24 protein-coding genes are annotated in these 24,242 nt (G+C 51.0%); 8 read left to right on the forward strand and 16 right to left on the reverse strand.

Annotated features, from left to right (window positions below):
• Positions 1 to 21: 21 nt before the first annotated feature.
• From ACFPYJ_RS11020 to ACFPYJ_RS11050, 7 genes are all read right to left on the reverse strand, one after another.
• Positions 22 to 693, reverse strand: a complete 672-nt coding sequence (locus ACFPYJ_RS11020) for a hypothetical protein (protein WP_379188176.1) — start codon at positions 691 to 693, stop codon at positions 22 to 24.
• Positions 694 to 706: 13 nt separating this feature from the next.
• Entirely contained in the window at positions 707 to 1,387 is a 681-nt protein-coding gene (locus tag ACFPYJ_RS11025; protein WP_379188177.1) for a polymer-forming cytoskeletal protein, read from the reverse strand.
• An 11-nt stretch (positions 1,388 to 1,398) separates the two neighbouring features.
• On the reverse strand, positions 1,399 to 2,025 hold the full coding sequence (locus ACFPYJ_RS11030) for a YhbD family protein (protein ID WP_379188178.1): 627 nt from the start codon (positions 2,023 to 2,025) through the stop codon (positions 1,399 to 1,401).
• 155 nt (positions 2,026 to 2,180) lie between these two features.
• Positions 2,181 to 2,531, reverse strand: coding sequence for a type II toxin-antitoxin system PemK/MazF family toxin (locus ACFPYJ_RS11035; protein WP_125664969.1), 351 nt, complete (start codon positions 2,529 to 2,531; stop codon positions 2,181 to 2,183).
• A gap of 2 nt (positions 2,532 to 2,533) precedes the next feature.
• Complete coding sequence (locus ACFPYJ_RS11040) at positions 2,534 to 2,815, reverse strand: CopG family ribbon-helix-helix protein (protein WP_125664967.1); 282 nt, start codon at positions 2,813 to 2,815, stop codon at positions 2,534 to 2,536.
• A 275-nt stretch (positions 2,816 to 3,090) separates the two neighbouring features.
• Positions 3,091 to 4,278, reverse strand: coding sequence for an alanine racemase (gene alr, locus ACFPYJ_RS11045; RefSeq protein ID WP_379188179.1), 1,188 nt, complete (start codon positions 4,276 to 4,278; stop codon positions 3,091 to 3,093).
• 165 nt (positions 4,279 to 4,443) lie between these two features.
• Positions 4,444 to 5,727 carry a DUF4367 domain-containing protein gene (locus tag ACFPYJ_RS11050; RefSeq protein ID WP_379188180.1) on the reverse strand — a complete coding sequence of 428 codons (1,284 nt, stop codon included), beginning with the start codon at positions 5,725 to 5,727 and terminating at the stop codon, positions 4,444 to 4,446.
• A 585-nt stretch (positions 5,728 to 6,312) separates the two neighbouring features.
• Between ACFPYJ_RS11050 and ACFPYJ_RS11055 the strand changes: the two genes are divergently transcribed.
• From ACFPYJ_RS11055 to ACFPYJ_RS11070, 4 genes are all read left to right on the forward strand, one after another.
• On the forward strand, positions 6,313 to 7,827 hold the full coding sequence (locus ACFPYJ_RS11055; RefSeq protein ID WP_379188181.1) for an MDR family MFS transporter: 1,515 nt from the start codon (positions 6,313 to 6,315) through the stop codon (positions 7,825 to 7,827).
• Positions 7,828 to 8,007: 180 nt separating this feature from the next.
• Positions 8,008 to 8,310, forward strand: coding sequence for a putative quinol monooxygenase (locus ACFPYJ_RS11060; RefSeq protein WP_379188182.1), 303 nt, complete (start codon positions 8,008 to 8,010; stop codon positions 8,308 to 8,310).
• 257 nt (positions 8,311 to 8,567) lie between these two features.
• A complete protein-coding gene (locus ACFPYJ_RS11065) occupies positions 8,568 to 9,248 on the forward strand; it encodes a TIGR00266 family protein (protein ID WP_379188183.1) in 681 nt (226 codons plus the stop codon).
• Positions 9,249 to 9,348: 100 nt separating this feature from the next.
• On the forward strand, positions 9,349 to 10,431 hold the full coding sequence (locus ACFPYJ_RS11070) for an undecaprenyldiphospho-muramoylpentapeptide beta-N-acetylglucosaminyltransferase (protein WP_379188184.1): 1,083 nt from the start codon (positions 9,349 to 9,351) through the stop codon (positions 10,429 to 10,431).
• A 173-nt stretch (positions 10,432 to 10,604) separates the two neighbouring features.
• Here ACFPYJ_RS11070 and ACFPYJ_RS11075 read toward each other — a convergent pair whose 3' ends face one another.
• The 4 genes from ACFPYJ_RS11075 to ACFPYJ_RS11090 are packed head-to-tail and all read right to left on the reverse strand — an operon-like array spanning position 10,605 to position 11,803.
• A complete protein-coding gene (locus ACFPYJ_RS11075) occupies positions 10,605 to 10,934 on the reverse strand; it encodes an ArsR/SmtB family transcription factor (protein WP_379188185.1) in 330 nt (109 codons plus the stop codon).
• Positions 10,935 to 11,360 (reverse strand): SRPBCC family protein, encoded by a 426-nt coding sequence (locus ACFPYJ_RS11080; RefSeq protein WP_379188186.1) that lies wholly within the window; start codon positions 11,358 to 11,360, stop codon positions 10,935 to 10,937.
• A 41-nt stretch (positions 11,361 to 11,401) separates the two neighbouring features.
• Complete coding sequence (locus ACFPYJ_RS11085) at positions 11,402 to 11,602, reverse strand: hypothetical protein (RefSeq protein WP_379188187.1); 201 nt, start codon at positions 11,600 to 11,602, stop codon at positions 11,402 to 11,404.
• A gap of 57 nt (positions 11,603 to 11,659) precedes the next feature.
• Positions 11,660 to 11,803: a hypothetical protein gene (locus tag ACFPYJ_RS11090; RefSeq protein ID WP_379188188.1), complete on the reverse strand. Its 144-nt coding sequence runs from the start codon at positions 11,801 to 11,803 to the stop codon at positions 11,660 to 11,662.
• A gap of 201 nt (positions 11,804 to 12,004) precedes the next feature.
• Between ACFPYJ_RS11090 and ACFPYJ_RS11095 the strand changes: the two genes are divergently transcribed.
• On the forward strand, positions 12,005 to 13,399 hold the full coding sequence (locus tag ACFPYJ_RS11095; RefSeq protein WP_379188189.1) for an ADP-ribosylglycohydrolase family protein: 1,395 nt from the start codon (positions 12,005 to 12,007) through the stop codon (positions 13,397 to 13,399).
• Between the two features lie 276 nt (positions 13,400 to 13,675).
• On the opposite strand, the gene ACFPYJ_RS11100 is transcribed toward ACFPYJ_RS11095, so the two are convergent.
• Both ACFPYJ_RS11100 and ACFPYJ_RS11105 read right to left on the reverse strand, forming a co-directional pair.
• The gene (locus tag ACFPYJ_RS11100; protein WP_379188190.1) at positions 13,676 to 14,146 is read right to left on the reverse strand and encodes a hypothetical protein; all 471 of its coding nucleotides are present in this window, start codon (positions 14,144 to 14,146) and stop codon (positions 13,676 to 13,678) included.
• An 89-nt stretch (positions 14,147 to 14,235) separates the two neighbouring features.
• Entirely contained in the window at positions 14,236 to 15,303 is a 1,068-nt protein-coding gene (locus ACFPYJ_RS11105) for a CobW family GTP-binding protein (protein WP_379188191.1), read from the reverse strand.
• Between the two features lie 244 nt (positions 15,304 to 15,547).
• On the opposite strand from ACFPYJ_RS11105, the gene ACFPYJ_RS11110 reads away from it, so the two are divergent.
• Complete coding sequence (locus ACFPYJ_RS11110) at positions 15,548 to 16,648, forward strand: CobW family GTP-binding protein (protein ID WP_379188192.1); 1,101 nt, start codon at positions 15,548 to 15,550, stop codon at positions 16,646 to 16,648.
• A gap of 134 nt (positions 16,649 to 16,782) precedes the next feature.
• On the opposite strand, the gene ACFPYJ_RS11115 is transcribed toward ACFPYJ_RS11110, so the two are convergent.
• From ACFPYJ_RS11115 to ACFPYJ_RS11125, 3 genes are all read right to left on the reverse strand, one after another.
• Positions 16,783 to 17,787 (reverse strand): asparaginase, encoded by a 1,005-nt coding sequence (locus ACFPYJ_RS11115; protein WP_379188193.1) that lies wholly within the window; start codon positions 17,785 to 17,787, stop codon positions 16,783 to 16,785.
• A 39-nt stretch (positions 17,788 to 17,826) separates the two neighbouring features.
• On the reverse strand, positions 17,827 to 18,810 hold the full coding sequence (locus ACFPYJ_RS11120; RefSeq protein WP_379188194.1) for a family 20 glycosylhydrolase: 984 nt from the start codon (positions 18,808 to 18,810) through the stop codon (positions 17,827 to 17,829).
• 292 nt (positions 18,811 to 19,102) lie between these two features.
• Positions 19,103 to 20,248 carry a GntR family transcriptional regulator gene (locus tag ACFPYJ_RS11125; protein ID WP_379188195.1) on the reverse strand — a complete coding sequence of 382 codons (1,146 nt, stop codon included), beginning with the start codon at positions 20,246 to 20,248 and terminating at the stop codon, positions 19,103 to 19,105.
• A gap of 123 nt (positions 20,249 to 20,371) precedes the next feature.
• On the opposite strand from ACFPYJ_RS11125, the gene ACFPYJ_RS11130 reads away from it, so the two are divergent.
• Positions 20,372 to 22,981, forward strand: a complete 2,610-nt coding sequence (locus ACFPYJ_RS11130; RefSeq protein WP_379188196.1) for a transglutaminase-like domain-containing protein — start codon at positions 20,372 to 20,374, stop codon at positions 22,979 to 22,981.
• A 756-nt stretch (positions 22,982 to 23,737) separates the two neighbouring features.
• Positions 23,738 to 23,968, forward strand: a complete 231-nt coding sequence (locus ACFPYJ_RS11135; protein ID WP_379188197.1) for a hypothetical protein — start codon at positions 23,738 to 23,740, stop codon at positions 23,966 to 23,968.
• The last annotated feature ends 274 nt before the right edge of the window (positions 23,969 to 24,242 follow it).

Genomic DNA, 24,242 nt, shown 5'->3' on the forward strand with positions numbered 1-24,242 from the left:
CGAATTTTGTCACCTATCGAGCTATAATTTCTTCTCTGCATTCACAATGGCATGCTTGTTCTTGCGCAGCGATTGGCGGTATTCCACCTGTCCGATCCTGCATCCCGGTCCCAGTATGATCGTCGATCCTCTAACGATATCCGCGTTGGTATACTCCAAATAGATTTGGTCGCCTTCGATCGTCTCTGCTGTAAGCTCCATAGGGCCTTTCTTGGAGAACCACTGCTTCATCTCCGCAAGCTTACTCTGACGAACCGATATATTCCCGCCGCCAATCTCCTTCGCATGGCAAGGCCCGAAGGTCCGGATTACCATCTTCTCGGCATTGAGCAGCCCATGAACATGAAAGCCGCCTTTTGCCTGGAAAAATTCTGCCTCACACTCTCCCCCGACATCCAGCTGTCCGCTAATTTTCACCGTGCCTCCCCGCAGGCTTCCGGTAACTCCGATTTGCCCAAGGACGTTTAATCGATTGCTGTATAAATCGCCCTCGATGGAAGTCTCGCCCATCTGGCGGTATTGTTTGGTTTTGAGATCCCCCTTCACGGAACAGGTCCCCGTGCTCCTGAAGATTTCGCTTTCCATAGCGCCGTTTACTTGCCCCTCGCCCATGATTTTCACACTATGAAATATACCGCCCGACGTGGAACCCGTTCCCGTAATGGTTACCTTTCTCTTCGCCCCATGCTCCATCATTCTTCCCCCTTCAGCAGCGGATACGTTCCTTCACTTTGGCACCCGGATGCACCCGGAGCTCGGATTGATACTCAACGCGCCCAATGGTACAGCCGGATCCAATGATAACTCGATTGCCGCGAACGACGGATGCTGTCGTCTCTTCCAGCTCAATCTCATCGCCTTCAATCGTTTCTGCCGTTAGATGCTGCGCAAATACAGGGACCACCCACTGAAATACGCTCGCAAGCGACCTGCTTTCACCAAGTTTCACCTTGATCTGTTCTCCACCGATTTCTTTCACTTGTCCTCTGCCATGCAGGAGAATATCAATGATTCCTGCATTCAGCATGCCGGCAATCGTAAATCCGCCATGAACGCGGAACTTCTCCGCATCACAGCTGCCATCTAGTTTCAATATGCCTTCCAGCTTTATCTCGTCACTCGACAGCGGGCCTTCAATGTGGACCTGACCGTTAATTCGCACCAGCCGTGCATGAAGCGGGCCTTTTCCTGTCATTTTGCCATTGACCTCGAAGGACTCCGTTCGAATCGCTCCTGAGACTCTTGCTGTGCCGTTGACTACAAATGACTGGCAGGAGAGTTCCGCATCCACCTTCCCGGCCCCGTCAATCGTCACGTTCCCGTAGCTTCCTCCCGCCGCGCGCCCAAAGCCGGTAATCGCAAGTTCCGGTAAGCTGCTTACTTCCATCTCCATTCCCCCTATGAAAGCTTCATGGTCAGCTCTTCGATACACGCCGTCAAAGATAACCGGGAGATGATTTTCACCCCGTCATCACAATAAAAATCCCCAGGCACGGATAACAGGGCGAATATAGAAACGCCCATTTTGCGCATAAAAATAAGATCGCAGCTTCTGCCCTCAAGCTTCTTATAATGCTCAGTTAGCGTCTTTACAAGCTGCTCAGCTTCAGCCAAGCTCATCTCGCCCGCCTGCAGCAGCTTATCGGCGGCGGATAAAAATAACAGACGTTCGAATGAAAAAATGCCTTCTCCTCCGCCTGTTCCGTCCTCGAACCGATCCAACAGAATAGTCGTAACAATGTTTCGTTCAATAACTTCCGCTTTCGTTATGTTCATCTCTTCAAACTGAGGCGTAAGCTTGCCGACCAATTCATCGAGTGAAGTATCGTCTTTTAAAGATATAATCTTCTCAATGCGCTGCAGAATCAGTTCTTTTGGAAAAAAAGTCTCCTGACCCGTGAACGTTGATTTCCGAATAAACCACTCCTCCGGAATAAGCTGCTTTCGCTTCCACCGGTATAATTGGCCGTATGAAATGCCTGTGGTTTCAAGTAGATCCTTCTTCGAAATTAATTCCCGCTCCATCCTTATCTCCTCCACAACCAACGTAACATAACACTGTTACGTTGTAAAGCAAGAATTATCCATCATATGAGGGGGTATCGCCCCCGCAAATCTCATAAAACCAACAAAAAGCAGGACCCGCCAAGGAGCCCTGCCTAATAAAATCGTTCTTTAAATTAAAAATCAATTAATCCGACGCTGATCTGCAGCGCCTCATCTACCTTGCGCATGGTTTCATCGTCAAGATGAGTGATTTTATCGGTCAACCGCTGTTTATCAATCGTCCGAATCTGCTCCAGAAGGAGCACCGAATCCCGGTCAAACCCATGTGAAGCCGCATCGATTTCAACATGCGTCGGCAGTTTGGCCTTCTGAATTTGGGCTGTAATAGCAGCAACGATTACAGTAGGACTAAAGCGGTTGCCAATATCATTTTGAATGACAAGTACGGGACGCACGCCACCCTGCTCCGAACCGACAACAGGTGACAAGTCCGCAAAAAATACATCGCCGCGTTTAACGATCAAGCTTACACCCCGCTTACGAGTCGGCCGAGCGTATCGCCGGCATCTTCCTCCGCTTGAAAAGCTTCCGATGCCATCACCAAGTTGATTTTCGCCATTTCCAAATAACCGCGCTGCATCGATTCGCGAATTTGGCGCTTTTTGCGCTCAATTAAATACAATTTCATCGCTTGACGAATAAATTCGCTCCGGTTCGAGTTTTCTTTGGCAACGATCCCGTCGACTTCCTCCAGCAAATGATCAGGCAAACTGATCATAATCCTTTTGGTGTTTTGCAAATTGGCCACCGAACCCGCACCCCCAAAACATTTCCAGCAAAAGCGCACTAACAGTATGTCATTATTTGGTCTGTAATATACACCCTCATATCTATGCCGGCTGTATATCAAGTATGCTACATCAATAAGCAACTTCCAAATCTGTGCAACATCAATGATTACTTTATTCGAGATAAATCGATAAAATCCTCTTTACCCCTATAAATCCTATTCTGATCTTTTACTTCCGATTACATAAACCTTGCCATTGAATGTCCATACAGGCCGCATTGGTCCGCCGTTCCTTAATCAAGCGGGTTATAGACCGTAACCACTTTGCCTTCGCGCGTGTAAACACGAGGCACCCGGTCCGCAAGCATGCATGTAACTTCGTAATTAATCGTCCCAAGCTTCGCCGCTACCTCATCAACGGTAATCGTCTCGCCTTGCTGGGAGCCGATGAGAACGACTTCCTCGCCAGCCTCAATCCGATCACCAGCAGCTGCACCGTCATTCATATCCAGCGCAATCATGCATTGATCCATACAGATTGTGCCGAGTACAGGAACGCGGTGCCCGCGCACGATAGCTTCGGCTTTACCAGTCAGCATCCGGCTGAAACCATCCGCATATCCGATCGGCAGTGTGCCGATACGTTCTTCGCCTTTGGTTACATAACGCGAGCCATAGCTGATGCCCCAGCCTTCCGGAGCCTGCTTCACCATAACGACCTGCGTCTTGAGTGAAAGTACGGGTTCGAGCTGTATCCGCTGCCGGTTCACTTCAGCAGATGGATAGAGGCCATACATACTGATCCCAAGCCTCAGCATGCCTCCTCCCCATTCGGGGGTGTCAATCCCCGCTGCGCTGTTCGCTGCATGGATGATGGGAATTTCAACATCGCTTTGCTTCAGCCGCTCTACAAGAGCTGCGAAGCGTTCGTACTGCAGCTTCGTGTAGCCTTTATCGGTTTCATCCGCACGCGCATAATGCGTGAACAGCCCTTCAACCTCAAGGTTCGGCTCACTTGCAGCCCGTTGAATGAAATGAACAGCTTCTTCAATATGATCGGCCAGCAATCCCAATCTGCCCATCCCGGTATCTATCTTGACATGCACCCGAAGCGGCTTACTGCCGGCTGGAAGCGCAGTGATCGCCTTCAAGATCTCTTCGCTGAACAATGCAATCGTAATGTCCGATTCCCTTGCTGCGGCAAGAGCTTCAGCGGGTACATAGCCCAGCACTAGAATGGGTGTTTCAATTCCAGCACGCCGAAGCTGCAGCGCTTCGTCCAGAAAAGCAACGCCCAGATAATCGGCACCGCTCGACGATGCTTCTCTTGCAACTTCCACTGCCCCATGCCCATAAGCATTGGCCTTCACAGAAGCCATCAGTTTCATTCCCTCGGGCATAGCTGCGCGAAACGATTGTACATTGCGCCGCAGTGCATCAAGCGATATTTCTGCCCTTGTCGGACGATAGTATGCGTTCACGTTTCCACCTTCTTTTCATTCCGAACGTAAACGCCCACCCATGTGGGATGGGCGTTTATCTCTACAACCCGTAACCTTTATGTTAAACGTTTTGGCTTCGAGCTGTCAATGAAACGGAAGGGGTTTTCACCGCGATTCATGCTGGAAAATGTTACTTTGCTTCGATTATTTGGTCATTTCGCCCTGTACGGATTGTGCAACCTTGGTCATTTCTGTTTCTGGAAGCGTCCCGCTAGTGAGGCGATATTCAATCCCGTTATAAGTCCAAGTCAGCGTCTTTTGTTCCTCTCCGCTGATGGAACCGATCGTGAATCCAAGATCAACGATCATACCCTTCATCTGTGAAGCTGCGACATCTTTCGGCTGCGTTTCAATGAGGGAATATTCATAATCGCCGGTATAACGGATCATGTAACCCGCATTACCGCCAAATACAATGGATTGCTGATCCTTCTCCGATACGCCATCAGGGAAGTACGACGGCTCCATAACTGTGAATTCGGCAGCATCCGACGGCTGTGCAGCTTGCTGTCCGTCAACAGCTCCCATCGTATCCTCAGAATCCTCGCCTGCAGCGTTGTTGTTCGAACCTGACGTACTCTCTGCATTATTACCTGACTGATTCGAATCCGTTTGGTTCGAATCCGTTTGGTTCGAATCTGCTTGGTTCGAATCCGCTTGGTTCGAATCTGCCTGGTTCGAATTATCCTCTTCCGGCGTTGTTGCAGACTCATTATTGGCTTCATTATTTGAAGTATTGTCTGAGAAGTCGGAGTTATCGTCCGGCGTAGCCATCGTCGGTTGATTGCTTGAATTGCTTCCCATGTTCTGCTGGGTATCGAATACGCTCTTATCCAGCTTCGAATCAAATTCAAAATTGTCGAAATTCACTTCAACCATAACCGCATTGTTCGCATCGCTTACTTCCACTCGGCGAGGTGCATAATCGGACTTGTTCAGCCAAATTTTCTGCCGCGCAAGAGAACCATTCTGATAATTAGCCATCACGTCAAAGACATAATCATCATTGTCGACGGCAAACTGACGCGAGCTGTCCAGCAGAATACTCGAGATCAGCGTCTGATACAGATAGACCTGGCCTTGATTAGCCGGCCAATCACTTTGGAAACGGAACACCTTGTTAAGTCTCGGAGTCAGCACGAACACGCCTTCATCATTGCGGAGAACGATTTGCGTTATATCTTTCTTCGCGTTCGTCAGCTCAATGCGATAGTACTGCGGCTTCTGATAAGAGACATCAACTTGATATTCCACCGGCTGTGCACCTGTATGCAGCGTCATTTTGCCTTTACCATGATAGCTGCCCATGTTGTTAACCACTTTGTCCAAATCTTTGACAACCGATTCCGCGTCCTTAGTCCCGCAGCCTGCGAGCACCGCCGTGGCACAGAGCAAGAGAACTAAGATAAAACTGATTCGACGACGCATCAGATCAACCCCTCATCACAAGTTTTTAAACGTATCCGGAGCTGTACGGCAGCCAGGTGCGGATATCTCGCACAGGCTCGTACGGGACGTGGCCGTTTACGCTTGACTTGTACCATGTTTATGAGGGGACTTGGACTTTTATGCGGACTAGTTTGACAAGCCATTGCCCGTTCAGATTCGCAGATCCTATTCCCGCAAGGCCGGCCTTCATTTATGAAACAACTACATTTCAATCATATCGGCTTAATAAGCCTCTTCTATTCTTGTAAGAGATTAGACAATGCTCATACCCATTACCCGAGGAGAGATGATGATGAGCAAATGATGACAAGGCTATCGCTAAGGCGGCACTCCCAGCCTTTGGGAATAGCTTTTCTTTGATCATAAGTTCAGTCCTCCGTCCAAATGGATTCAGTCTGCGGAAGGATGGAATGGCAATTTCTATCCCCTATAATCATTTTAGAAATGAATCGACAGCCGCTGCAGCCCAAAATGCTTGTTACATGCATGTTGTTCATGTTCCGTTCATAATGGGGAGCTATTCTTGCCAGCAGAATGAATAAAAGGGAATAGGAGAGCGTTAAAATGATTATGAGAAAAGAAAACAATAAGAAGCTTGTTTTAACGGGCCTGCTGATCGGTCTCATCTTTGCAGAGCTGGATGAAACCGTTGTTTCTACAGCGATGCCGACGATCATTCGCGAGCTGCACGGATTATCACTTTACGGGTGGGTAGCGGGCATTTACATGCTGGCCTTAACGATGTTCATGCCGATCCTTGGCAAGCTCGCCGACCTGTATGGCCGCAAACGCGTCTATCTAAGCTGCATGGCTTTGTTCATGACCGGATCAATTGTCAGCGGCCTTGCTCCATCCATGACCATGCTGCTCGTTGGCCGCGGAATACAGGGAATCGGCGCAGGAGGGCTTATGCCTTTGGCCCTCGTGATCATCGGGGACACCTATCCGCTGGAGCAGCGGGCGAAGATTCAGAGTTTATTCGGGCCCATGATGATACTTCCGCAGCTGCTGGGACCGACGGTCGGCGGCTATATGGTCGGACATGTGAATTGGCACTGGGTTTTTCTAATCAATATCCCGATCGGCCTGATCGCCGCTGCCTTCATGTACATCGGTATGCGCGAAACAAGAAGCGATGAGAAACGAACCATTGACTGGGCTGGTGCATTTACCCTTATTCTGGCTCTGCTGTCACTGCTGCTGGCCCCGGTACTCATTGATAACAACGGATTATCCTGGTCCTCGCCGATCATTATCGGCATGCTGGTTCTCTCAGCGCTGTTCGTCGCCTTGTTCATCTGGATTGAGTCCAAGGTACAAGAGCCGATTATTCCGCTTCACTTGTTCCGGAACCGCAATGTTGTTGTCCTGTCGCTGCTTGTGCTGATCTTGATGCTCGGCCTGATGGGAGGCATTGCGACATTCCCCTTCTTCGCTCAGAACGTTATGGGGCTGACACCGACAGCGGCCGGGTATCTGATGCTCGCCTTCATGGCCGGGGCGATTCCATCGAGCATACTGAACGGGTTCCTCATCACCCGGATTCCTTACCGTAATCTGTTCATTACCTGCTTCTCGCTGCCAATTGTCGGCTTCATTCTGCTGTCTCAGATTGGAATCAGCACCACGGTTCTCTATATCGTCTTGACCTTCTTTGTACTCGGCCTTGGCATTGGCGCCTTATTCGGCGGCGATAACCTGATTATTCAGGAATCAGTCGACAAAGAGCACAGCGGCGTTGCGCTGGGCACCGTTCAATTGTTCCAATCTCTTGGAGCTACAATCGGACTCAGTATCTTCGGCAGCCTGCTTGCCCGCCATATTAAGAATGGCGTTGCCGGCTTGGCTGACCAGCTGCCGACCGGGAAAGCGGAGAACATCGCCACAGGAGGAATTCCTTCCGGTCTTGAGCCTGATCTGCTTGTGAAGATTCAAACGGTATTCGCCGATTCCTTCCAGAACATCTTCACCATCTCGCTTGGCTTCGTTATCGCTGCCTTCTTCATCTGCTGGTTCCTCAAGAAGGAAGTTCTGACGAAGAGAGAAGAGCCGGACCAAGCCGTATTATCCGTTCATTAATAGCGAAGGGGCTGACCTGTTGCAGATCTTCCTGCACCCCAAATGAATACAGGAAGAACCAGCAAACCTGAGTATAAGACTCTCCGCCTCGGATCTCCGTGCAGCCCGAAGCTATTCACTGACTGGGTTTGTCAGCCAAGCTGGTGTACAATTCAGATAAAAACACAAGGGAATGATCCAATGAGCAAACATGGGATGTACGTAAAATTCACCACCCAGACCGGCCAACGCGACAGTTTGGCGCAGATCCTGCTGAAGGCTGCAGGGCAGATGCAAGAGGTTGACGGCTGTGAGCTGTACCTTGTTAATGTGACGGAGAATGAACCGGAGACGATTTGGGTAACCGAGGTATGGCGCGATGCCGCTGCTCATCAGGCTTCGCTCACTCTTGAAGGGGCCGAGGAGCTCATCTCGCAGGCACGGCCGCTTATTGCCGGTATAGAAAGCATCAAGCTGCAAACCTTAGGCGGCAAAGGAATTTAACCCCCAGCTCCCGCAGCAGCAAGCTTGGCTCATCGCCAAGCTTTTTTTGTTGTTTGTTTTAATCCTGCATGCTGATAGGTACCGGTAACCTCCCGATCACCCTTTGACTGCTCCGGGTTCGCCCTGCGGTCAGCCGGATCGAACTGCCTCTGAGGGGTCACCATGCTGAACAAATATTATTTTGGATTTGTCAGCCTCTATACTATACTAAAATCAATATAGGCTTCCTACTTTACACAAATTTGGAGGATGACGTCATGAAATACGAGATTTTATACTCAGGCGCCTTTGCCATGCTCAAAGTAAATTTGGGTTCCGGTGAAAGCGTAAAGGCGGAGATGGGCGCGATGGTTTCCATGACGCCGAATATCAATCTCAGGGGAACGGTCGACGGGGGAATCCTTCGCGGACTTGGGCGGATGCTCAGCGGAGAGAAATTCTTCTTCCAGGAGCTGACTGCAGCAGGCGGGCAGGGCGAGGTTCTGCTCTCACCGGGCTCTATTGGAGATATAGAAGCAATCGAATTGGACGGTTCCTACAAGCTGTATGTCCAAAAGGACGGCTTCCTTGCAGGTACGCAGGGCATCGAGGTTAATACGAAGATGCAGAATCTCGCACGCGGCTTCCTGTCAGGCGAAGGTTTCTTCATCGTCGAAATCAGCGGCAGGGGCACGGTCTTCCTCTCCTCCTTCGGAGCCATTCATGCCGTTAATCTTGCTGCCGGAGAAGAAATGATTATCGATAACGGACATCTCGTCGCATGGCCGGACTACATGAATTATAAAATTGAGAAAGCCGCATCAGGCTGGATTTCCAGCTTAACGAGCGGCGAGGCAATCGTGTGCAGGTTCCGGGGCGAAGGGGTCGTGCTCGTGCAAACCCGTAATCCATCCGGCTTCGGCAGCTGGATCAAGTCTTTTGTTCCGACTAGAGGCTGATTAGGTTTCATTTCCCCGCTCCTTTTTTATTCTAGTTTGATCAGGTGTATGATACCCTATTCCTAGTAAAGATGAGAGTACGGGGAGAGATGGTTGTTAAATGAAGCACAATCGTTCGAAGCGGATTTTATTCACAGGCGGAGGGTCAGCCGGCCACGTGACCGTAAATGCGGCACTGATTCCTTCTTTCCTGAATGAAGGCTGGCAGGTATCCTATATCGGCTCAGTCAACGGAATAGAGTCGCAGCTTGTAGGCAGGATGGAAGGCGTAGCCTATTTTGGCATTGCGACAGGCAAACTCAGACGTTATGTGGATTTGCAGAACGTGAAGGATCCTTTTCGCGTCATGAAGGGCGTCTATCAGGCCTACCGGCTTATTCGCAAGTTGAAGCCCGATGTACTCTTCTCCAAAGGCGGCTTTGTTTCCGTACCCGTCGTGCTGGGCGCGTGGCTCAATCGCGTACCTGTTCTGATCCATGAATCGGATTTGACACCGGGCTTGGCCAATCGGATTGCGATTCCATTCGCTCAAGCGGTATGCGTGACCTTCGAACAAACCGCCCGGACGCTTAAAGGCGGCAAGAGCGTACATATCGGGCCTATCATTCGGCAAGAGCTGCTCCAGGGCCGCGCTTCGCGCGGTCTTAACTGGTGTAAATTCACGCCCGGCAAGCCCGTGCTCCTCATCATGGGAGGAAGCTTGGGTGCGAGCAAAATCAACCAAATGGTCCGCAAGCATGTGCGTGAGCTGACCAGCCAGTATCAGATCATCCACATCTGCGGCAAAGGCCAGCTGGACAGCTCGCTGCAGCTTCCGGGCTATCTGCAATTCGAATATATTCATGATGAGCTGCCGGATGTGCTGGCCGCAGCGGACATCGTGATCTCGAGAGCCGGCTCCAATTCCATCTTTGAGTTTCTGGCGCTGCGCAAGCCGATGCTGCTCATCCCGCTCTCCAAGGCTTCCAGCCGCGGTGATCAAATCTTGAACGCAGAGCTGTTCGAGCAGGATGGTTACGGCAAGGTTTTGCTTGAAGACGAGATGACTGACGAGCGATTCCTGCAGTCTTTGGAGTGGGTTTATGTGAATAAGGATCAGATCGCGGAGACGATGAAACGCAAAGAAAATGGCAATGCTCTTGGCAAATTGACTGCTCTTATACGGGACACAGCCAAATCTTGACCCGCAGAATACAAGATTCCGGGCTTCACAAGCAGCAGAATGCCGTCATGCAGCGCAGCTAAAGCTCCGTGCGAGTGGGAGCTGCCCTTGTGAACCGACAAAAAACCGCCCTCTTCATCGCGTGAAGAGGGCGGTTTTTCAGTTCGCGCAAAGTGATCCATTACTTGAGCCGCCTAGCTGTTCTCATCCGACTCCACATAGCGCTGCAGCGCGGTCAGCTTGTTCTGCCAGAACCTGGAGTAGTAATCCAGCCAGTGCTGAAGAGCTTGGAGCGGCTCCGGCTCCAGCCGGTAACGCGTCTCACGGCCGACCTTCCGTTCCTTGACCAGCCCTGCATCCGCCAATATACGCAGATGTTTCGAAACTGCTGTCCGGCTCATCGGAAAATGGCCGCTGATGGCCGTAACCGGCATTTCCCGATCGACGAGCAGCTCTAAAACTTGACGCCGTGTTGGATCAGCAATCGCTTGAAAGACATCATGCTTGGCTGATGAAGCTGCCATTTACGCCTCAACATACTTGCGCAGCGCATCGATAATGCCGTTCCAGCCTAGATCCATAATGCCGCGGACGATCGTATGCGGCTGCCCGAATTCGGTAACGGTATTGGCATTCCAGCCCGAATGGATGATCGTGAACTCCGTCTTGCCGTCCAGATCAACCAGCTCACAGGTAATCTTCCAATCCTTCCCCCATTCAAATGCCATCCGGTTCGGAGATTGGATCTCCACTACCTTACATGGCGACATGCCGAACGGCCCTGCATTGATTTCAAATTGATGACCCTCGATTGGCTGAAAATCATTGGGCATGAACCATGCTGCGATTCCTTCCGATGTGGAAACCGCTTCCCACACTTTGCTAATCGGTGCATTCATTACTAGCGTATGCCGGATATCCGGCAGCAAATCCTGTGTTTGATCTCCCATTTCTACAAATCCTCCAGTAAAATTTATTTGGGATTGCTCCCTTATTTGGCTGGTTTCACTTTTACTTTATCCTGATGGCGAAAACGGAGCGCCGACCACTTCTCATCAATAGCGACGTTGCTGACAGGTCTATACCCCGATTTATCCTGCACCATCGCCCATAGACGATCACGGTTAATGTCTGTTTTCACCTTCGAGCTTTGCTTCGGATAGGTAATCCAGAATAAGGCGTCCTCATTCAACAGATTGATCGCTTTGAGGTACCATTCCTCAACCTCAGCCGCGTTGTTGACAAACAGCTACACGAAGTCGTATTTGTCCGATGCGTCACCGCCGGCTTCTTCTTCTATGCCCAGATGGTAACCCTCCGGAGCATTCAAGACAAGAGCTCGTCCAGCTTTGTAGCGTAGTTTCTTCTGCAGATCATCCACCTCTGGATTCATCCCCTTCTGTAATAGGAAACCATTTGGTTCCCTAATATTATAGGATACCAAATGGTTTCACGTCAATCATCTTTATTGTTTTGGCCTACAGCGACTATCTTTATCCATCAAAAAGACGAATGTACGAGCCAACCTTTCATAGAGTAGGTAATAGATTCGCGAAGATTTCTCTCTTATGACGAAATGAAGGAGTGCATGCCTGTGGCAGGTTGGGACCGTTTATCCGGTTTAGTGAAGCTCGAGGTGAAGCAGCGCCTGGAGGAAGGCTGCGATGCGGCAGGGTTTGAAGAGAGGGTTCATCTGGCAGGGGAAGACCCAAGCAAGCTTAGAAATTTGTATGAGGAATTAATGGCGCTTCCGATCCGGGCAGATTTCCCTTTTTCGGAGCCCTCCGATCTTGCAAGTATCTGCGCCGAACGACCTGAGCCGCTGCAGATGGCAGCTCCCTGTCTATCCGATGAGGAATGGAGCAATAAATTTAACGGGGCTTGGCTCGGCCGCTCTGCCGGCTGTGCGCTCGGCAAACCGCTTGAAGCCTGGGCATTCATGTACGGCGCTTTCGGCCGCGCAGGCTGGCATAACGTAAAGCTGTGGTTTGAAGGCGCTGATGCCTGGCCAATCACCGCTTATACGCCTGCTGTTTCCAGAGCAAGCCAAACGTATCAGCTTGCGCTGAGCAAATGGTGCAGAGCCAGCACCCGCGAGCATATTGCTTACATGGAGACCGACGATGACATCCGCTACACCGTTCTTGGCCTCAGAATGCTTGAGGAACGAGGCGCCGGCTTTGAATCCTGGCATGTCGGCAAGCTCTGGCATGAGAAGCTGTCTTACCGGCAGGTATGCACAGCCGAGACGCAGGCTTATTTGAATTTTGCCCAGGTGACTGCGCATAACCAAGGGGAGCCGCCTGCCGATTGGGGCACGCAGCAGGAATGGGTGCGGACTTATCTGAACCCTTACCGGGAATGGATCGGTGCTCAGATCCGCGTCGATGGCTATGCCTACGGGGCTGCCGGCAGCCCGGAGCTTGCAGCTGAGCTTGCCTGGAAGGATGCTTCCTTCTCCCATGTAAAGAACGGGATTTACGGAGCCATGTTCTGCTCCGCCATGATTGCTGCAGCGTTTGCGGAGAGCGACCCGCGGCGAATCGTGGCCATTGGTCTGAGCATGATACCGAAGGGCAGCCGTCTGGCCTCGGATATTCGGCTTGCGATCGAAATCGCGGACTCAACCGCTGATCAGGTGGAGCTCGTCAGCCGAATTTGGGAGGCTTTCAAGCATTACGACCCTGTGCATACGAATAACAATGCCGCGCTCTGCACAGCCGCGCTCCTTCACTCTAGCGGCGATTTCGAGAAGGGAATTACGACAGCCGTGCTTGGCGGATGGGATACGGACTGCAACGGTGCGACCGTCGGCTCGATACTCGGCGCTTCGCTTGGCGCCGCTGCACTGCCGGCATCATGGACGAAGCCGCTGAACGACAAGCTGTATGCCGAAGTCAGCGGCTTTCATCCGATTGCCATCTCGGAGTGCGCACGCCGCAGCCACAGCGTGTTTCGCAAGCTGCAGCAGACAGCCGGCGCAAATTAAGCATATCGCAAGCTGCAGGCGGCTATCCGTGCAAGTTATGCATGCCGCAAACTGAAGCAGACTCTCAAACGTCATGTTATTCATGTTGAATTGAGTAAGGAAAACCAGCTGCGCCGCATCATTCGTTGATAGGCACGCTCTTTGCCCTGTGCCGTTGTATCGTAAAGGCAATGGGATGGGATCATGGCTGAAATTGAAACAAGCAGCAGCGCTTCCTTCTTTAGAAGACGCTGCTGCTTGTTAGTTGTCAGATAAACCAGCTGCTAAATGACGAAGCTAGTTCTGCTTTGCTTTGCTGTCCTGCTTCGCTTCGCATAATGCCCGGATCTCGGCATGCAGCTGCTTCGCCGTCTTCCCTTCGGTCTTAATCCCCAGTTCAGCGGCGATCTTCTGAAGCCGGGCCAGCCGTTTGCCGCTCTGCTCTTGCTTGAACTGTTCCCATTTCTCTTTATTCGCAGCACGGGCAGCTTTAACTTCCTTATGCAGCTGGGCAGCAGACTTGCCATCTGTCGATATATTGAAATAATCGGCTGCTTCCTTAAGCCGCTCCAACCGGTACGCCCGGTGCTCTTCGCGGTTCATCCCGAAGCGGCCGTGATCCTGCTTGGCTTCCGGCTGCAGCTGCTGCTGTGCGGAAGGTTCGGCTTCACGCTGCGCATGGGCAGGAATGACCAAAAACAGCAAGGTACAGGCTGCGGCTGCAATCGCAGCGCTAAGCTTCCAATTGAGTCGAAATCGATTAATCATCTCTGTCAGCTCCCTCCAAATCACTGCTGATTACCAGCATTTGGATAGATTGCCCGGAAAAATGTTCTTTTATTCCATAAACTCCCCATTTACTCCTGCGAGAAGCTCTCGTCTAATTGCAGGAGCTCCTGCAGCAGTGCTTCCTTCGGAAAATGCTCGCCAATGAAGACGGCAACATCATTCACCTTGCCTTGCGGCGCGATACGGATAAATTCAACCTCGCCGTATGCATATTGGAACAGAAAGCGGCTGTTTGTGTCCGTGAACGTGACGATCCCTTTAGCCCGGTACACAGCCTTGGGCAATCTTCGGATAAGCTCCTCGAAGGCATAGCTGTCGATAGCTGCCGGAAAATAATGCGTGAGCGTCATGACATGCTCATGCGAAACATAAGCCGCGCCCTCCCCGTGACCGTTGTGATCATGGCTGCAATTCGCTCCGCAGACATGATGATCATGTCCATGTCCGCGGCCTTGATCGGCGTGAACAATCGGGGGAATCGGTTCAGAGCGGCGGCGATCTAGGTCAAACACGCTTAAATCGGTCACGCATTTGATCGTCACCGTAAGCGGGGTGAATGCATTGAGCTCCCTGACCAGCTGTTGAACCGTTACAAGATCCTCCGGATTCAGCTTATCCGACTTATTAACGATAAGATCCGTCGCACAGCGGATTTGATCCTGCATCAGCTTATATGTCCGTCCGCCTTTCCTGCTGCGCTCCAGCAGCTCCGGACCGTCGACTACGGTTGCAATGACGCGCAAATCCACGCGGGTCAGCAGCGCGGTCTCCGTTATCGCATCCATGATTTCCATCGGATTAGCCGCACCCGTCGATTCGATAATCACGACATCGGGGTTATGCTCATCAATCAGCTGCTTCAGTTCCATGCTCAAATCTCCACGGATCGTACAGCAAATACAGCCGCTCAGCATCTCTGCCATCGGAACATCGCTGTCGACGAACTGACCGTCTAAATTCACGTCCCCCAACTCGTTCATCACGACTGCTGCTTTGACGTTCAACATTTTATAGTAATCAATGAGATGGTTTAATAAAGTGGTTTTCCCGCTTCCAAGGAATCCTGACAGGAGATGAACCGGAATCGTACGTTCCTCGCGAGATTCATTTAGGTGCCCTGCATTAGCCTGTGTCATCGTTATTCATTGTCCCCTTAGCCGTATATTCTGCTGTCTATTATATCGTAATTATTACATGTTTAACAGAGCCTAAGGCAACGTGAACATTCAAGCTGCCTGAAATACTGCCTTGCTTTTCGGGTCTCTAAACCTCGTTCTATTGCGCTTGCACAAACGGATTTTGCAGCGGTGAGCCCTATTTAGTATTCATGTTTCCAGGCTTACACTCATACTTTGTTCTTTAGAGGAGCGTGGGCAAACAATGGAACAATCCGTAATTCCCGTCATTGTATTAAGCGGTTTTCTAGGCAGCGGCAAAACAACCCTGCTGCTTCGGCTTCTAAAGCATGCCAATGAAAACGGACTGCGTGTATCGGTACTTATGAATGAAGTCGGAAAAGTAGATGTAGACGGCGTACTTGTAAGCAGCAGCACGGCCAATCAAATCATCGAAAGCATCACGGAAGGCTGTTTATGCTGCACCAAGAAGAGCGAGCTCGCCTCATGCCTGGAGCGGCTGGCCCTTCAGAGGCCTGATGTGATTGTGATTGAATTAACCGGCGTCGCCAATCCAGAGGAGATTGCTGAGGCGATGACCGAGCCCGCTGTTATTGGCAAAGTCGCGCTCCACCGGATCATCACCGTACTCGATGCAGAGCATGCGCTCGATTATAACAGCATCTTCTCCTCAGACCGCGAGCTGATCCGGACGCTCCGCAGACAGATTGAAGTTGCCGATGCCGTCATTGCAAATAAAGCGGATCTGATCTCGGACCGGACCAAGGTGAAGGTCGAGCAGATGGTAAGAGAGCGAAATCCAGGCTGCGCGCTCGTTCCTGCCATACGCTGCGATGTCCCTCCAGACCTGGCCTTTGCAGGGATCGTGCGGTTGAGTGTCAAGCAGCTTGCATTCAGCCGGATGGGGACTCCCACTTCCGAGCGCAGCTCCCCTCCATTAAAGCTTTCCCTCAAATCGGCCGGCAGGCCGCAGCAGGAAGCCATACTGGTCAACAGTCAGCCGGCTCAGGCTCAGACGAACCAAAGCGTCTCATCGTCAAGCCAGCCTGATTCGAGTGGTTCCTACTCGCGTGTGCGTACGGTGGCCATTTATCCGGAGGCTTCACCCCCATTGTCACGTCGCCATTTTGAAGACTTCATAACCGGCCGGGGCAATCGGTGTCTGCGTGCCAAGGGGTATATGCCCTTCGGAACAGGCGGCAAGCTCATGCTCTTTCAGCTGGCAGGCAGGCGGGTTGAATGGTCACCTGCCAACTATGAAGGAAGACCGTACTTCGTCATGATTGGCATTGATCTGAATGCAGCCCAAATCGAGCAGGAATGGCGGAAGCTGACGAAGAGTTAATTATTCTTAACAAGGACAGAACGACTTCCGGCCTCCGACCGCATTCAAATGCGGGGAGGCCGTTGATTTGTGGTAGAATGCCAATAAAAAAGAGGTATATATATATACAAGCTGTATATACCTCTTGGAGCAGACTAAGTATGGCGAAGCTTGAAAACGCTCTGATTGCGCCCGACAATCCGGTTGTTATCGTTCATGATCGCAACAGGCGCCAACCGGTACAGGCTCGCAATCGTTTCTTGGCGGGCGTAGCCGATCTGTTCCAGAATTGCGGCGACAACCAGCGGCCATTCTTCCTCCGAGCCATCCGTGATTTTGATGGCAAAGCCAAGCTTCTCCCGCTTCAGACCAAAGCAGTACACGCCTTTGGCGCCGCCCTTGGCGAATATGTTGTCATCCAGCAGAAGCGTCGAGCAGATCCGGTCGGTACCTGCGACCATCTCCGGGTTACGGCTCATCCATCCGCTGATTTTGCGGACAGTCTCCCGGATAGCCGCATCCTCGATCAATTCCGGACATGTCAGCTTCAAGTACACATAAGCCATACTTTTGAGCGGAATGGCATACACCGGACAGCCGCATCCATCGGTGCCGATAACGATTTCATCTACCGGAACCTCAGAGAGGTAAGAAAGCACCTTAACAATCTGCTGCTGAACGGGATGATCGGGTTCTGTGTAATCATCCGTCGAATAGCCTTTATGCTTGCATAAAGACAGAATACCGAGATGCTTGCCTGAGCAGTTATGGTAGATCCGCCGCTTGGGCTTACCTTCGGCAATCAGCTGGTTTTTGGCGTTCTCGCCCAGCGGATAGGCGGGCAGACAGACCAGCTGCTCCTCCTGGATTCCGATTTTGCTCATCAGCGTTTCCAGAGCCTCGACATGAAAGGATTCAGCCCGGTGCGATCCCGTCATTACCGCGATTTCCTTCTCTTTTAATGCGTAAGCAATATCCACCCCCTGCATAATTGCAGGAATGGCCTGAACCGGTTTGCCGGAGGAACGCATATAGGTCAAACTTGCGGCGTCCCCGACCTCATAACGGACCGCTCCGCCCTCCCCGACCCCGCATATATGCCCTCGATGCACATTTTCCACCAGTGAGCCTCTATATTCTTCAACCAAAATCTCATCCATAAAGCAAATTCCTCCTTATCTTCCATTCGGTCTATTATATCACGTGCCTGCCTGAACCGGCCCGTCCTGAAGCCTGTCCATTACGGTTCTCAGCGTGAGTGCAATTCCCGCGATATCTCCTTCGTCCTGTCCCAAATCGCCTTCGCCCAAGAGCGCCGACACCAGCTTCGCACCGGTAGCGTTCCAGCCGGTCACCAGCATGCCCGGCATCCTCTCAAGTGCGCCCCGCTCCTTGGCCTGCTGAGTAGACTGGCTGAAGAAATCAAGCGCAGCATCCGGCGTCTTCCAGCAGGAAGGCCATACCGTAAAGCCTTTATCGAGCAAATGCCCTACCGACGGGTAAGCGTCCAGCTTGTCATAATGCCAGTCACACAGCACGATATCCTTAGGAATCAGATCGACAGCCGGCCAAATGCCGTGAATATCGCCCTCCCACTCCGTATAGCCCAGACCTTCCGCATCAATCAGGCGATCGGCCCATATCAGCATCTGCAGCTGACGCTTGCCGACGATATGTTCATAATAATCGTTGGCCGCTTTCGCAAACAGCTCCGCTTTGTTCTTCCCGCGGCAGCGGGGACAGCCTTCGTCCGCGATGGCAAACACCTCATCCATTCCCACATGAAGCGCATCCGCTTCAAACGCATCGATCAGCTCATCCATCAAGTCAAAAACAAGCGCGTTCACATCGGGATGAGACGGGCACCAGCTCGGGCAATAAAATTCCGGCCATTTCGCCCCGGCCGGGACATGCGGAGTTTCATCGAATTCGGGATGCGCCCGCAGCAGCGAGTTCCTTGCCCCGCCCCATCCTTGGTGTCCGAGGCAATCAAATAGGGGAATCAAGCGGATCCCGCTGGCCCGGCACAAAGCAGACAACTCCCGGGCATCCTGCCTTGTCAGCGTCCCGCCGGACACCTCCGGATGAGAGCCGAACTGAAAATTCGTATTCACTTCCAGAACCAGCACATTGACACCCATAGGCACCAGTGCTTCGGTAATCACTCTTTGTAAAGGACCCACATCCTCGTGCGATCCAAACCGCATATGAAAGCCGCGCACTTCAGACGGTGTACCATTCCTTAGCTGCCAAGTACGGCCTTCGCCGTTTCCCTTTATGTAATTAGATATGCCTTAATCATCGCTTACAAAAGTTATTATAATCGGACATCTATTTTTTGTAAATATGGAATATACTTTATTTATCGAGCTCCATACTTTGTTATACTCAATAATGTTAAAAAACCGCTGACCATGGCGGTCAGCGGTTTATGATTTCATTATTCTCATTTCAGCTGCGGGCTTTGAACCGCTGTCAGGACTGTCCTTGCACCGTCAGAATATCGGATGGGGCAGCCGTTGAATCCCTTTCCACCCAGCGGACAGGAACCTTGACATGATGATGCGCAGTGTCTGTCCTCTCAATCAGGCGAACGATCAACTCGGCCGCCTTGCGGCCAATTTCATTATAGTTCTGGGCGATTGTCGTGAGCGGCACCTCAACATGCCGGGCAATCAAATGATCGTCAAATCCCACAATCGACAGCTGCTCCGGGACCGCAATCCCCATCTCCAGCACATTCTTGAGAAGCTCCACAGCAAGATGGTCATGCTCGGCCTGGATGGCTGTCACTCCGGACTGAGTGAGCTTCGTAATCATTGCTTTATAGAAGGCCTTCGCATTGGAGGGACTGACGTCCCGGTAGAAATCCGTCACCACAAGCTCGGGATCGATCGGGATCTTATGATCCTTCAGCGCCTTGCAGTAGCCCTGGTATCGGTCTCGGACAGAGCTGCGGAATCCAATGCTGATGCTGGAAACAAAAGCAATTCGGTCATGTCCGAGCTCAATCAGCCGCTTGGCCGTCATGTAGCCGCCCTCAAAATTGTCCGAGACAACGCTCGTGATCGGCAAACTCTCAAAATATTGGTCAATCGTCACGATCGGATAGTCATTCCAATGGATGGCATGAATCAAATCAACATTGCTGATCGTGCTGATGGGATACAAAATAATGCCGCTTGGCCCGTTCTTCGGAACCCTGAGCAGCAGATCTTTTTCTTTGTCCTTGCTCCAATCGCTGTCATGAATGCTTAAGTAATAGCCCTTGGCATCCAGATAGTCCGAAGCCCCTTTAATGATATCCAGCTCACTTGTCGCCATATAAGGCAGTATCATGGAAATAATCCGATTTGAATTGGAATGAACAGGACCCGGATCGGCCGCTGAGAACCCCTCTTGCTTTTTTACATAGCTCCCGCTCCCCCGGATCCGATAGATCAAACCTTCGCGCTCCAGCTCGATAAGCGCCCGCTTGGATGTAATCCGGCTGACGCCGGATTGCTCCGCCAGTTCAACTTCTGTCGGCAGCTGCTGGTCAGGCACATACTCCCCGGATCTGATTTTTTCTTTAAGTCCCTCCATAATAACCATGTACAGCGGCTTATTGTCGGCTTGCATATAAACTCACTTCCAGTCCGCTCAAAAATTCACATTCACCATTGATTATATCAAATTTCAAGATTATAATGCAAATTAAATATACCAAATCATTAAATCACGCATAAGGGAGCGATCAAAGCGATGAATGACCGTTATGTATTGGATTCAACCTGGAAGGATACCGTCCTGCACAAATTCGAATACAAGAAAAAGCTCGCGAAATCCAGACATGACCAGCTCTTCCGCGTATTCGATGAAGCTTTAACCGAAGAAGAACGTTTTCTGCTTCAAATGTTATACGCTTACATGCCCTTAAATGATTTGGCCGATTATAACGGCGAATTATTCTTGAGCCACGTTCGTACAACCTTGGAGATCCGCGGACTGGTGCCTTGGGGCAAGTCGGTACCTGAGCATCTGTTTGTTCATTTTGTTCTCCCTTACCGGGTCAACAATGAGAATATCGAGGACAGCCGCGGCTTGTTGTTTAAGCAGCTGTTCAAGCGTGTGAAGGGACTCGGGTTAACCGATGCGATACTGGAAACCAACTACTGGTGCCATGAGCGGGCAACCTATACCGGCAATGACCCGCGCACCGTCTCTCCCCTGACCTTAATGCGCACCACACTCGGAAGATGCGGAGAACAGTCCACCTTGGCAGTAGCCGCTCTGCGAAGTTTAGGAATTCCTGCCAGACAGTGCTATACCCCGCGGTGGGCGCATTGCGACTCCAATCACGCCTGGGTTGAAGCATGGGATGGACAATCATGGCGTTTTCTAGGCGCATGCGAACCGGAGGCACGGCTCGACCAAGGCTGGTTCAAGGCGCCGGCCGCAAGAGCGATGCTCGTGAACACCAGGGTTCCTTCCAATTACCCGGGACCTGAAGAAATCACGCTCGCTCATCCCTGGTATACCGAAATTAATTTACTGAACCAGTATGCACCCAGCAAAACCATAAAAGTGAATGCCGTTTATCCGGATGGAACCCCGGCAGCAGCGAAGATCAGCTTCCAGCTGTATAACTTCGCTGAGCTTTCAACCATCGTTACCAAGCAGAGCGACGCTGCCTTGCAGGTATCCCTGACAACAGGATTTGGGAATCTGTATATTCATGCCGCCAGCGATACAGCCTGGAATTCCATGCTCATCAACCCTGCTGATGGGGATGAGTTTACCATCTATCTCACTTCTGAGCAGGAAATTGACGGCCTGGTACAGGAGTTCGATATGGTTCCGCCTCTTCCCGCTGCAGAATCGGCGAAGGAGAACGTCCCGGAGCACGAGCAGCTGCGTAATAATGAACGGATTCAGGATGGTGCGAGGATCCGGTCCGCCTATGAAGCCACCTTCATGAGTGAGGAAGAGACTGCCCGGCTTGCGGAGAAGCTGTCTTTGCCGGCAGACCGGGTATGGGCCGTGATAAGCAAAGCTAGAGGAAACAGCCATGAGCTTGCCTTGTTCCTGCAGGAACAAACCCCTCTGCACGGGAATTGGCCGCTGAAGCTGCTGGAATCGCTGAACGCCAAGGATCTGACTGATACATTCCGCCCTGCCCTTAACGATCATCTGAGCGGTTCGCTTCCATTCCTGGAACAGCATGGTCCGGAGATCTTTGCCTCTTATCTGCTTTGCCCGCGCATTCATTATGAAATGATCGTTCCTTACAAGCAGCGGTTTCAGCAAAGCTTCACTCAGGAGGATCAAGCCCATTTCCGGGAGGAGCCGCAAACTCTATATGACCGTATAGCCGGTGAATATGAAATCATCGAGGATATGAACTATTTTAATGGTTCCTCTACTCCGATAGGCAGCTTTGAACTGTTAAAGGGCGACCGGCTCTGTCTGCATATTATGCTTACAGCAGCTGCAAGAAGCCTCGGTATTCCCGCGAGATTACACCCGGATGACCGATGGCCGCAGTACTGGAGCAGCGGCATATGGACGGATGTTCAATTCGCGGTTTCATCCGGGGACGATGCTTCTTCTGCGCTTCAAGGTCCATCCTCCGGCTACATCCAACTGATCAGGGATGCTTCCGCGTCGGAACAGGAAGCCGTCTATTCCAACAACTTTACCCTTGCGCGCTGGGAGGAAGGCCTATTCAAGACACTGACGCTGCCATTTGGCAAAAAAGACGGTTTCGACCTTCCCATAGAGGTTCTGAAGGGCCGTTACCGCCTGACAACCGGTACAAGATTGCAGGATGGAACGGCAATGGTGCGCCTTACTTATTTCCATGTTCAAGCAGGAGAAACAACGGAGGTTGGGCTGATCTTCCGCAAGAAGGATGCTGAAATCCCTGTCCTGGGCACAGCCGATGAGGCAATGAAAACCGCTTTATTCCTGCCTGAAATCCAGCTGGATCAAGCAGTGGAATCGTATGGCGCGGTTGTCGCCTGGATCGAGCCTGACCGGGAGCCGTCGAAGCATCTGCTGCGCGAGCTTAGAGAGCTCTCCGATGAATTTGATGAATGGGGCGGCCCTATAGTACTGGCTGCTGGGGAGGATAAGCTGACAGCATCCTTCGCCTTGTACCGGGATACTTCCCTCCCTCGGCAGGCTTCCTTCCATAAGGACCGCAGGTACAGCGGATTAAATGCTCTTACCGATAGCTTGGATATAAGCCCATCTCTGGAGTTCCCGGCTGTGCTTGTCCTGGACACGGAAGACCGGATTCGTTATTTCTCAACCGGCTACAAGCTGGGAATTGGCCGCGAGGTATTGGATATAGCCAGGAAAATGAAATAATCCATGACTCATTACCAACAACAGGCACGCTATAACGCGCTTGTGCCGGACAATCCCTTCTGCTATACGTGCATCATCGAGAACTAATTTGTATAAATATGGTAAATTGTTCATAGGCACCGGTACCTAATAACAACCAAACAAAAGGCCTCCAAACGCATCGGCTGCATGCGGGAGGCCTTTACTTTCTTTATTTATCTTTTCCTTTAGAGGGCTGGGATTTTCTTGTCATCTTATTATTGATCTGTCTTTGCTTCAAACCCTACGTTACTCAATCCATTTTGAACCACGCTGCTTTGCATGATATACTTTCACACAATCTAAAAACCCAAGGGTACTGCTCCAGGTATTCGGTAAATTATAGTAATAGTAGTCTTTGAAATACATTTTGTTTGTCTGTTGCATACTTTTTAGCATTCAAGTCCATTTTGTAGCTGTGTCACCATCGACCGCAAAATTTGCACGATTTGACAGTCCTTCACTGTCTGCAAATGCGACTGCATTTAAAGCAACATTTTTATCTGCAGTTTTGGAACCGTATACATTACAGTCATAAAAACTTGCCCAATTACCGCCTCCAATAGAATTAAACGTTATCTTTACATATCTAATATTGCTAGCTAATAAAGTCAAAGTCTGATTCTGATTTGTAGAGGCTGAATTACTTTGGTCTGAAAGCGTTGTCCATGTGGTGGAATCTGAAGATCCTTCAAAATATACGTTTCATACAACACTCCGATTAATGTTTAATGATTCATGCTGCTTGAAAGCGCTTTTAGTTTGTTCGGAGCCTCCTTTATTAAATTTAACCTGCGTTATACGTTCGCGTTCTCAATCAAACGCTATGATAACATGATTAACAATAATAATTTTCAAAGCAGTTCGCTGAACACCACGCTGGCATCGGGCCAGCCGCTAGGCACGTACCGGTTGGAAGCGCCGTCAACCTACGCCGTCGTCGGCGGGTTATCGTTCTACTCGAACTAGTGCCATGATGCACAAAGAGACCTGCGCACCCGGTGCGCAGGCCTCTTCGACTGTTCATCAACCGGCTGGCTGCTGCCTTCAGATTCTTCACTCGACCTTAAACCAAGCCCACGCTTTGCAGCTTCTCTCAGATGCTGCAATTTGGCCTGCAGACTATTGCGGCCAAGCTTTTGAATGTGATCTTTTCATGAAGCCGCTCATGAATCAATTTGATCGTTTTATCAGATACCCTTCTGATTCTGCTCTGCCGCAAAACCACCCGTATTATATCTTC

The organism is Paenibacillus solisilvae (assembly GCF_042656405.1).
Lineage (GTDB): Bacteria > Bacillota > Bacilli > Paenibacillales > Paenibacillaceae > Paenibacillus_Z > Paenibacillus_Z solisilvae.

Coding starts and splice junctions, on each gene's coding strand:
- ACFPYJ_RS11115 (WP_379188193.1), bottom strand. CDS start 17,787: ATGGATGAGATTTTGGTTGAAGAATATAGAGGCTCACTGGTGGAAAAT.
- ACFPYJ_RS11020 (WP_379188176.1), bottom strand. CDS start 693: ATGGAGCATGGGGCGAAGAGAAAGGTAACCATTACGGGAACGGGTTCC.
- ACFPYJ_RS11075 (WP_379188185.1), bottom strand. CDS start 10,934: ATGGCAGCTTCATCAGCCAAGCATGATGTCTTTCAAGCGATTGCTGAT.
- ACFPYJ_RS11065 (WP_379188183.1), top strand. CDS start 8,568: ATGAAATACGAGATTTTATACTCAGGCGCCTTTGCCATGCTCAAAGTA.
- ACFPYJ_RS11060 (WP_379188182.1), top strand. CDS start 8,008: ATGAGCAAACATGGGATGTACGTAAAATTCACCACCCAGACCGGCCAA.
- ACFPYJ_RS11110 (WP_379188192.1), top strand. CDS start 15,548: ATGGAACAATCCGTAATTCCCGTCATTGTATTAAGCGGTTTTCTAGGC.
- ACFPYJ_RS11100 (WP_379188190.1), bottom strand. CDS start 14,146: ATGATTAATCGATTTCGACTCAATTGGAAGCTTAGCGCTGCGATTGCA.
- ACFPYJ_RS11030 (WP_379188178.1), bottom strand. CDS start 2,025: ATGGAGCGGGAATTAATTTCGAAGAAGGATCTACTTGAAACCACAGGC.
- ACFPYJ_RS11070 (WP_379188184.1), top strand. CDS start 9,349: ATGAAGCACAATCGTTCGAAGCGGATTTTATTCACAGGCGGAGGGTCA.
- ACFPYJ_RS11130 (WP_379188196.1), top strand. CDS start 20,372: ATGAATGACCGTTATGTATTGGATTCAACCTGGAAGGATACCGTCCTG.
- ACFPYJ_RS11025 (WP_379188177.1), bottom strand. CDS start 1,387: ATGGAAGTAAGCAGCTTACCGGAACTTGCGATTACCGGCTTTGGGCGC.
- ACFPYJ_RS11090 (WP_379188188.1), bottom strand. CDS start 11,803: ATGAATCCAGAGGTGGATGATCTGCAGAAGAAACTACGCTACAAAGCT.
- ACFPYJ_RS11055 (WP_379188181.1), top strand. CDS start 6,313: ATGATTATGAGAAAAGAAAACAATAAGAAGCTTGTTTTAACGGGCCTG.
- ACFPYJ_RS11105 (WP_379188191.1), bottom strand. CDS start 15,303: ATGACACAGGCTAATGCAGGGCACCTAAATGAATCTCGCGAGGAACGT.
- ACFPYJ_RS11080 (WP_379188186.1), bottom strand. CDS start 11,360: ATGGGAGATCAAACACAGGATTTGCTGCCGGATATCCGGCATACGCTA.
- ACFPYJ_RS11135 (WP_379188197.1), top strand. CDS start 23,738: ATGCTGCTTGAAAGCGCTTTTAGTTTGTTCGGAGCCTCCTTTATTAAA.
- ACFPYJ_RS11050 (WP_379188180.1), bottom strand. CDS start 5,727: ATGCGTCGTCGAATCAGTTTTATCTTAGTTCTCTTGCTCTGTGCCACG.
- ACFPYJ_RS11125 (WP_379188195.1), bottom strand. CDS start 20,248: ATGCAAGCCGACAATAAGCCGCTGTACATGGTTATTATGGAGGGACTT.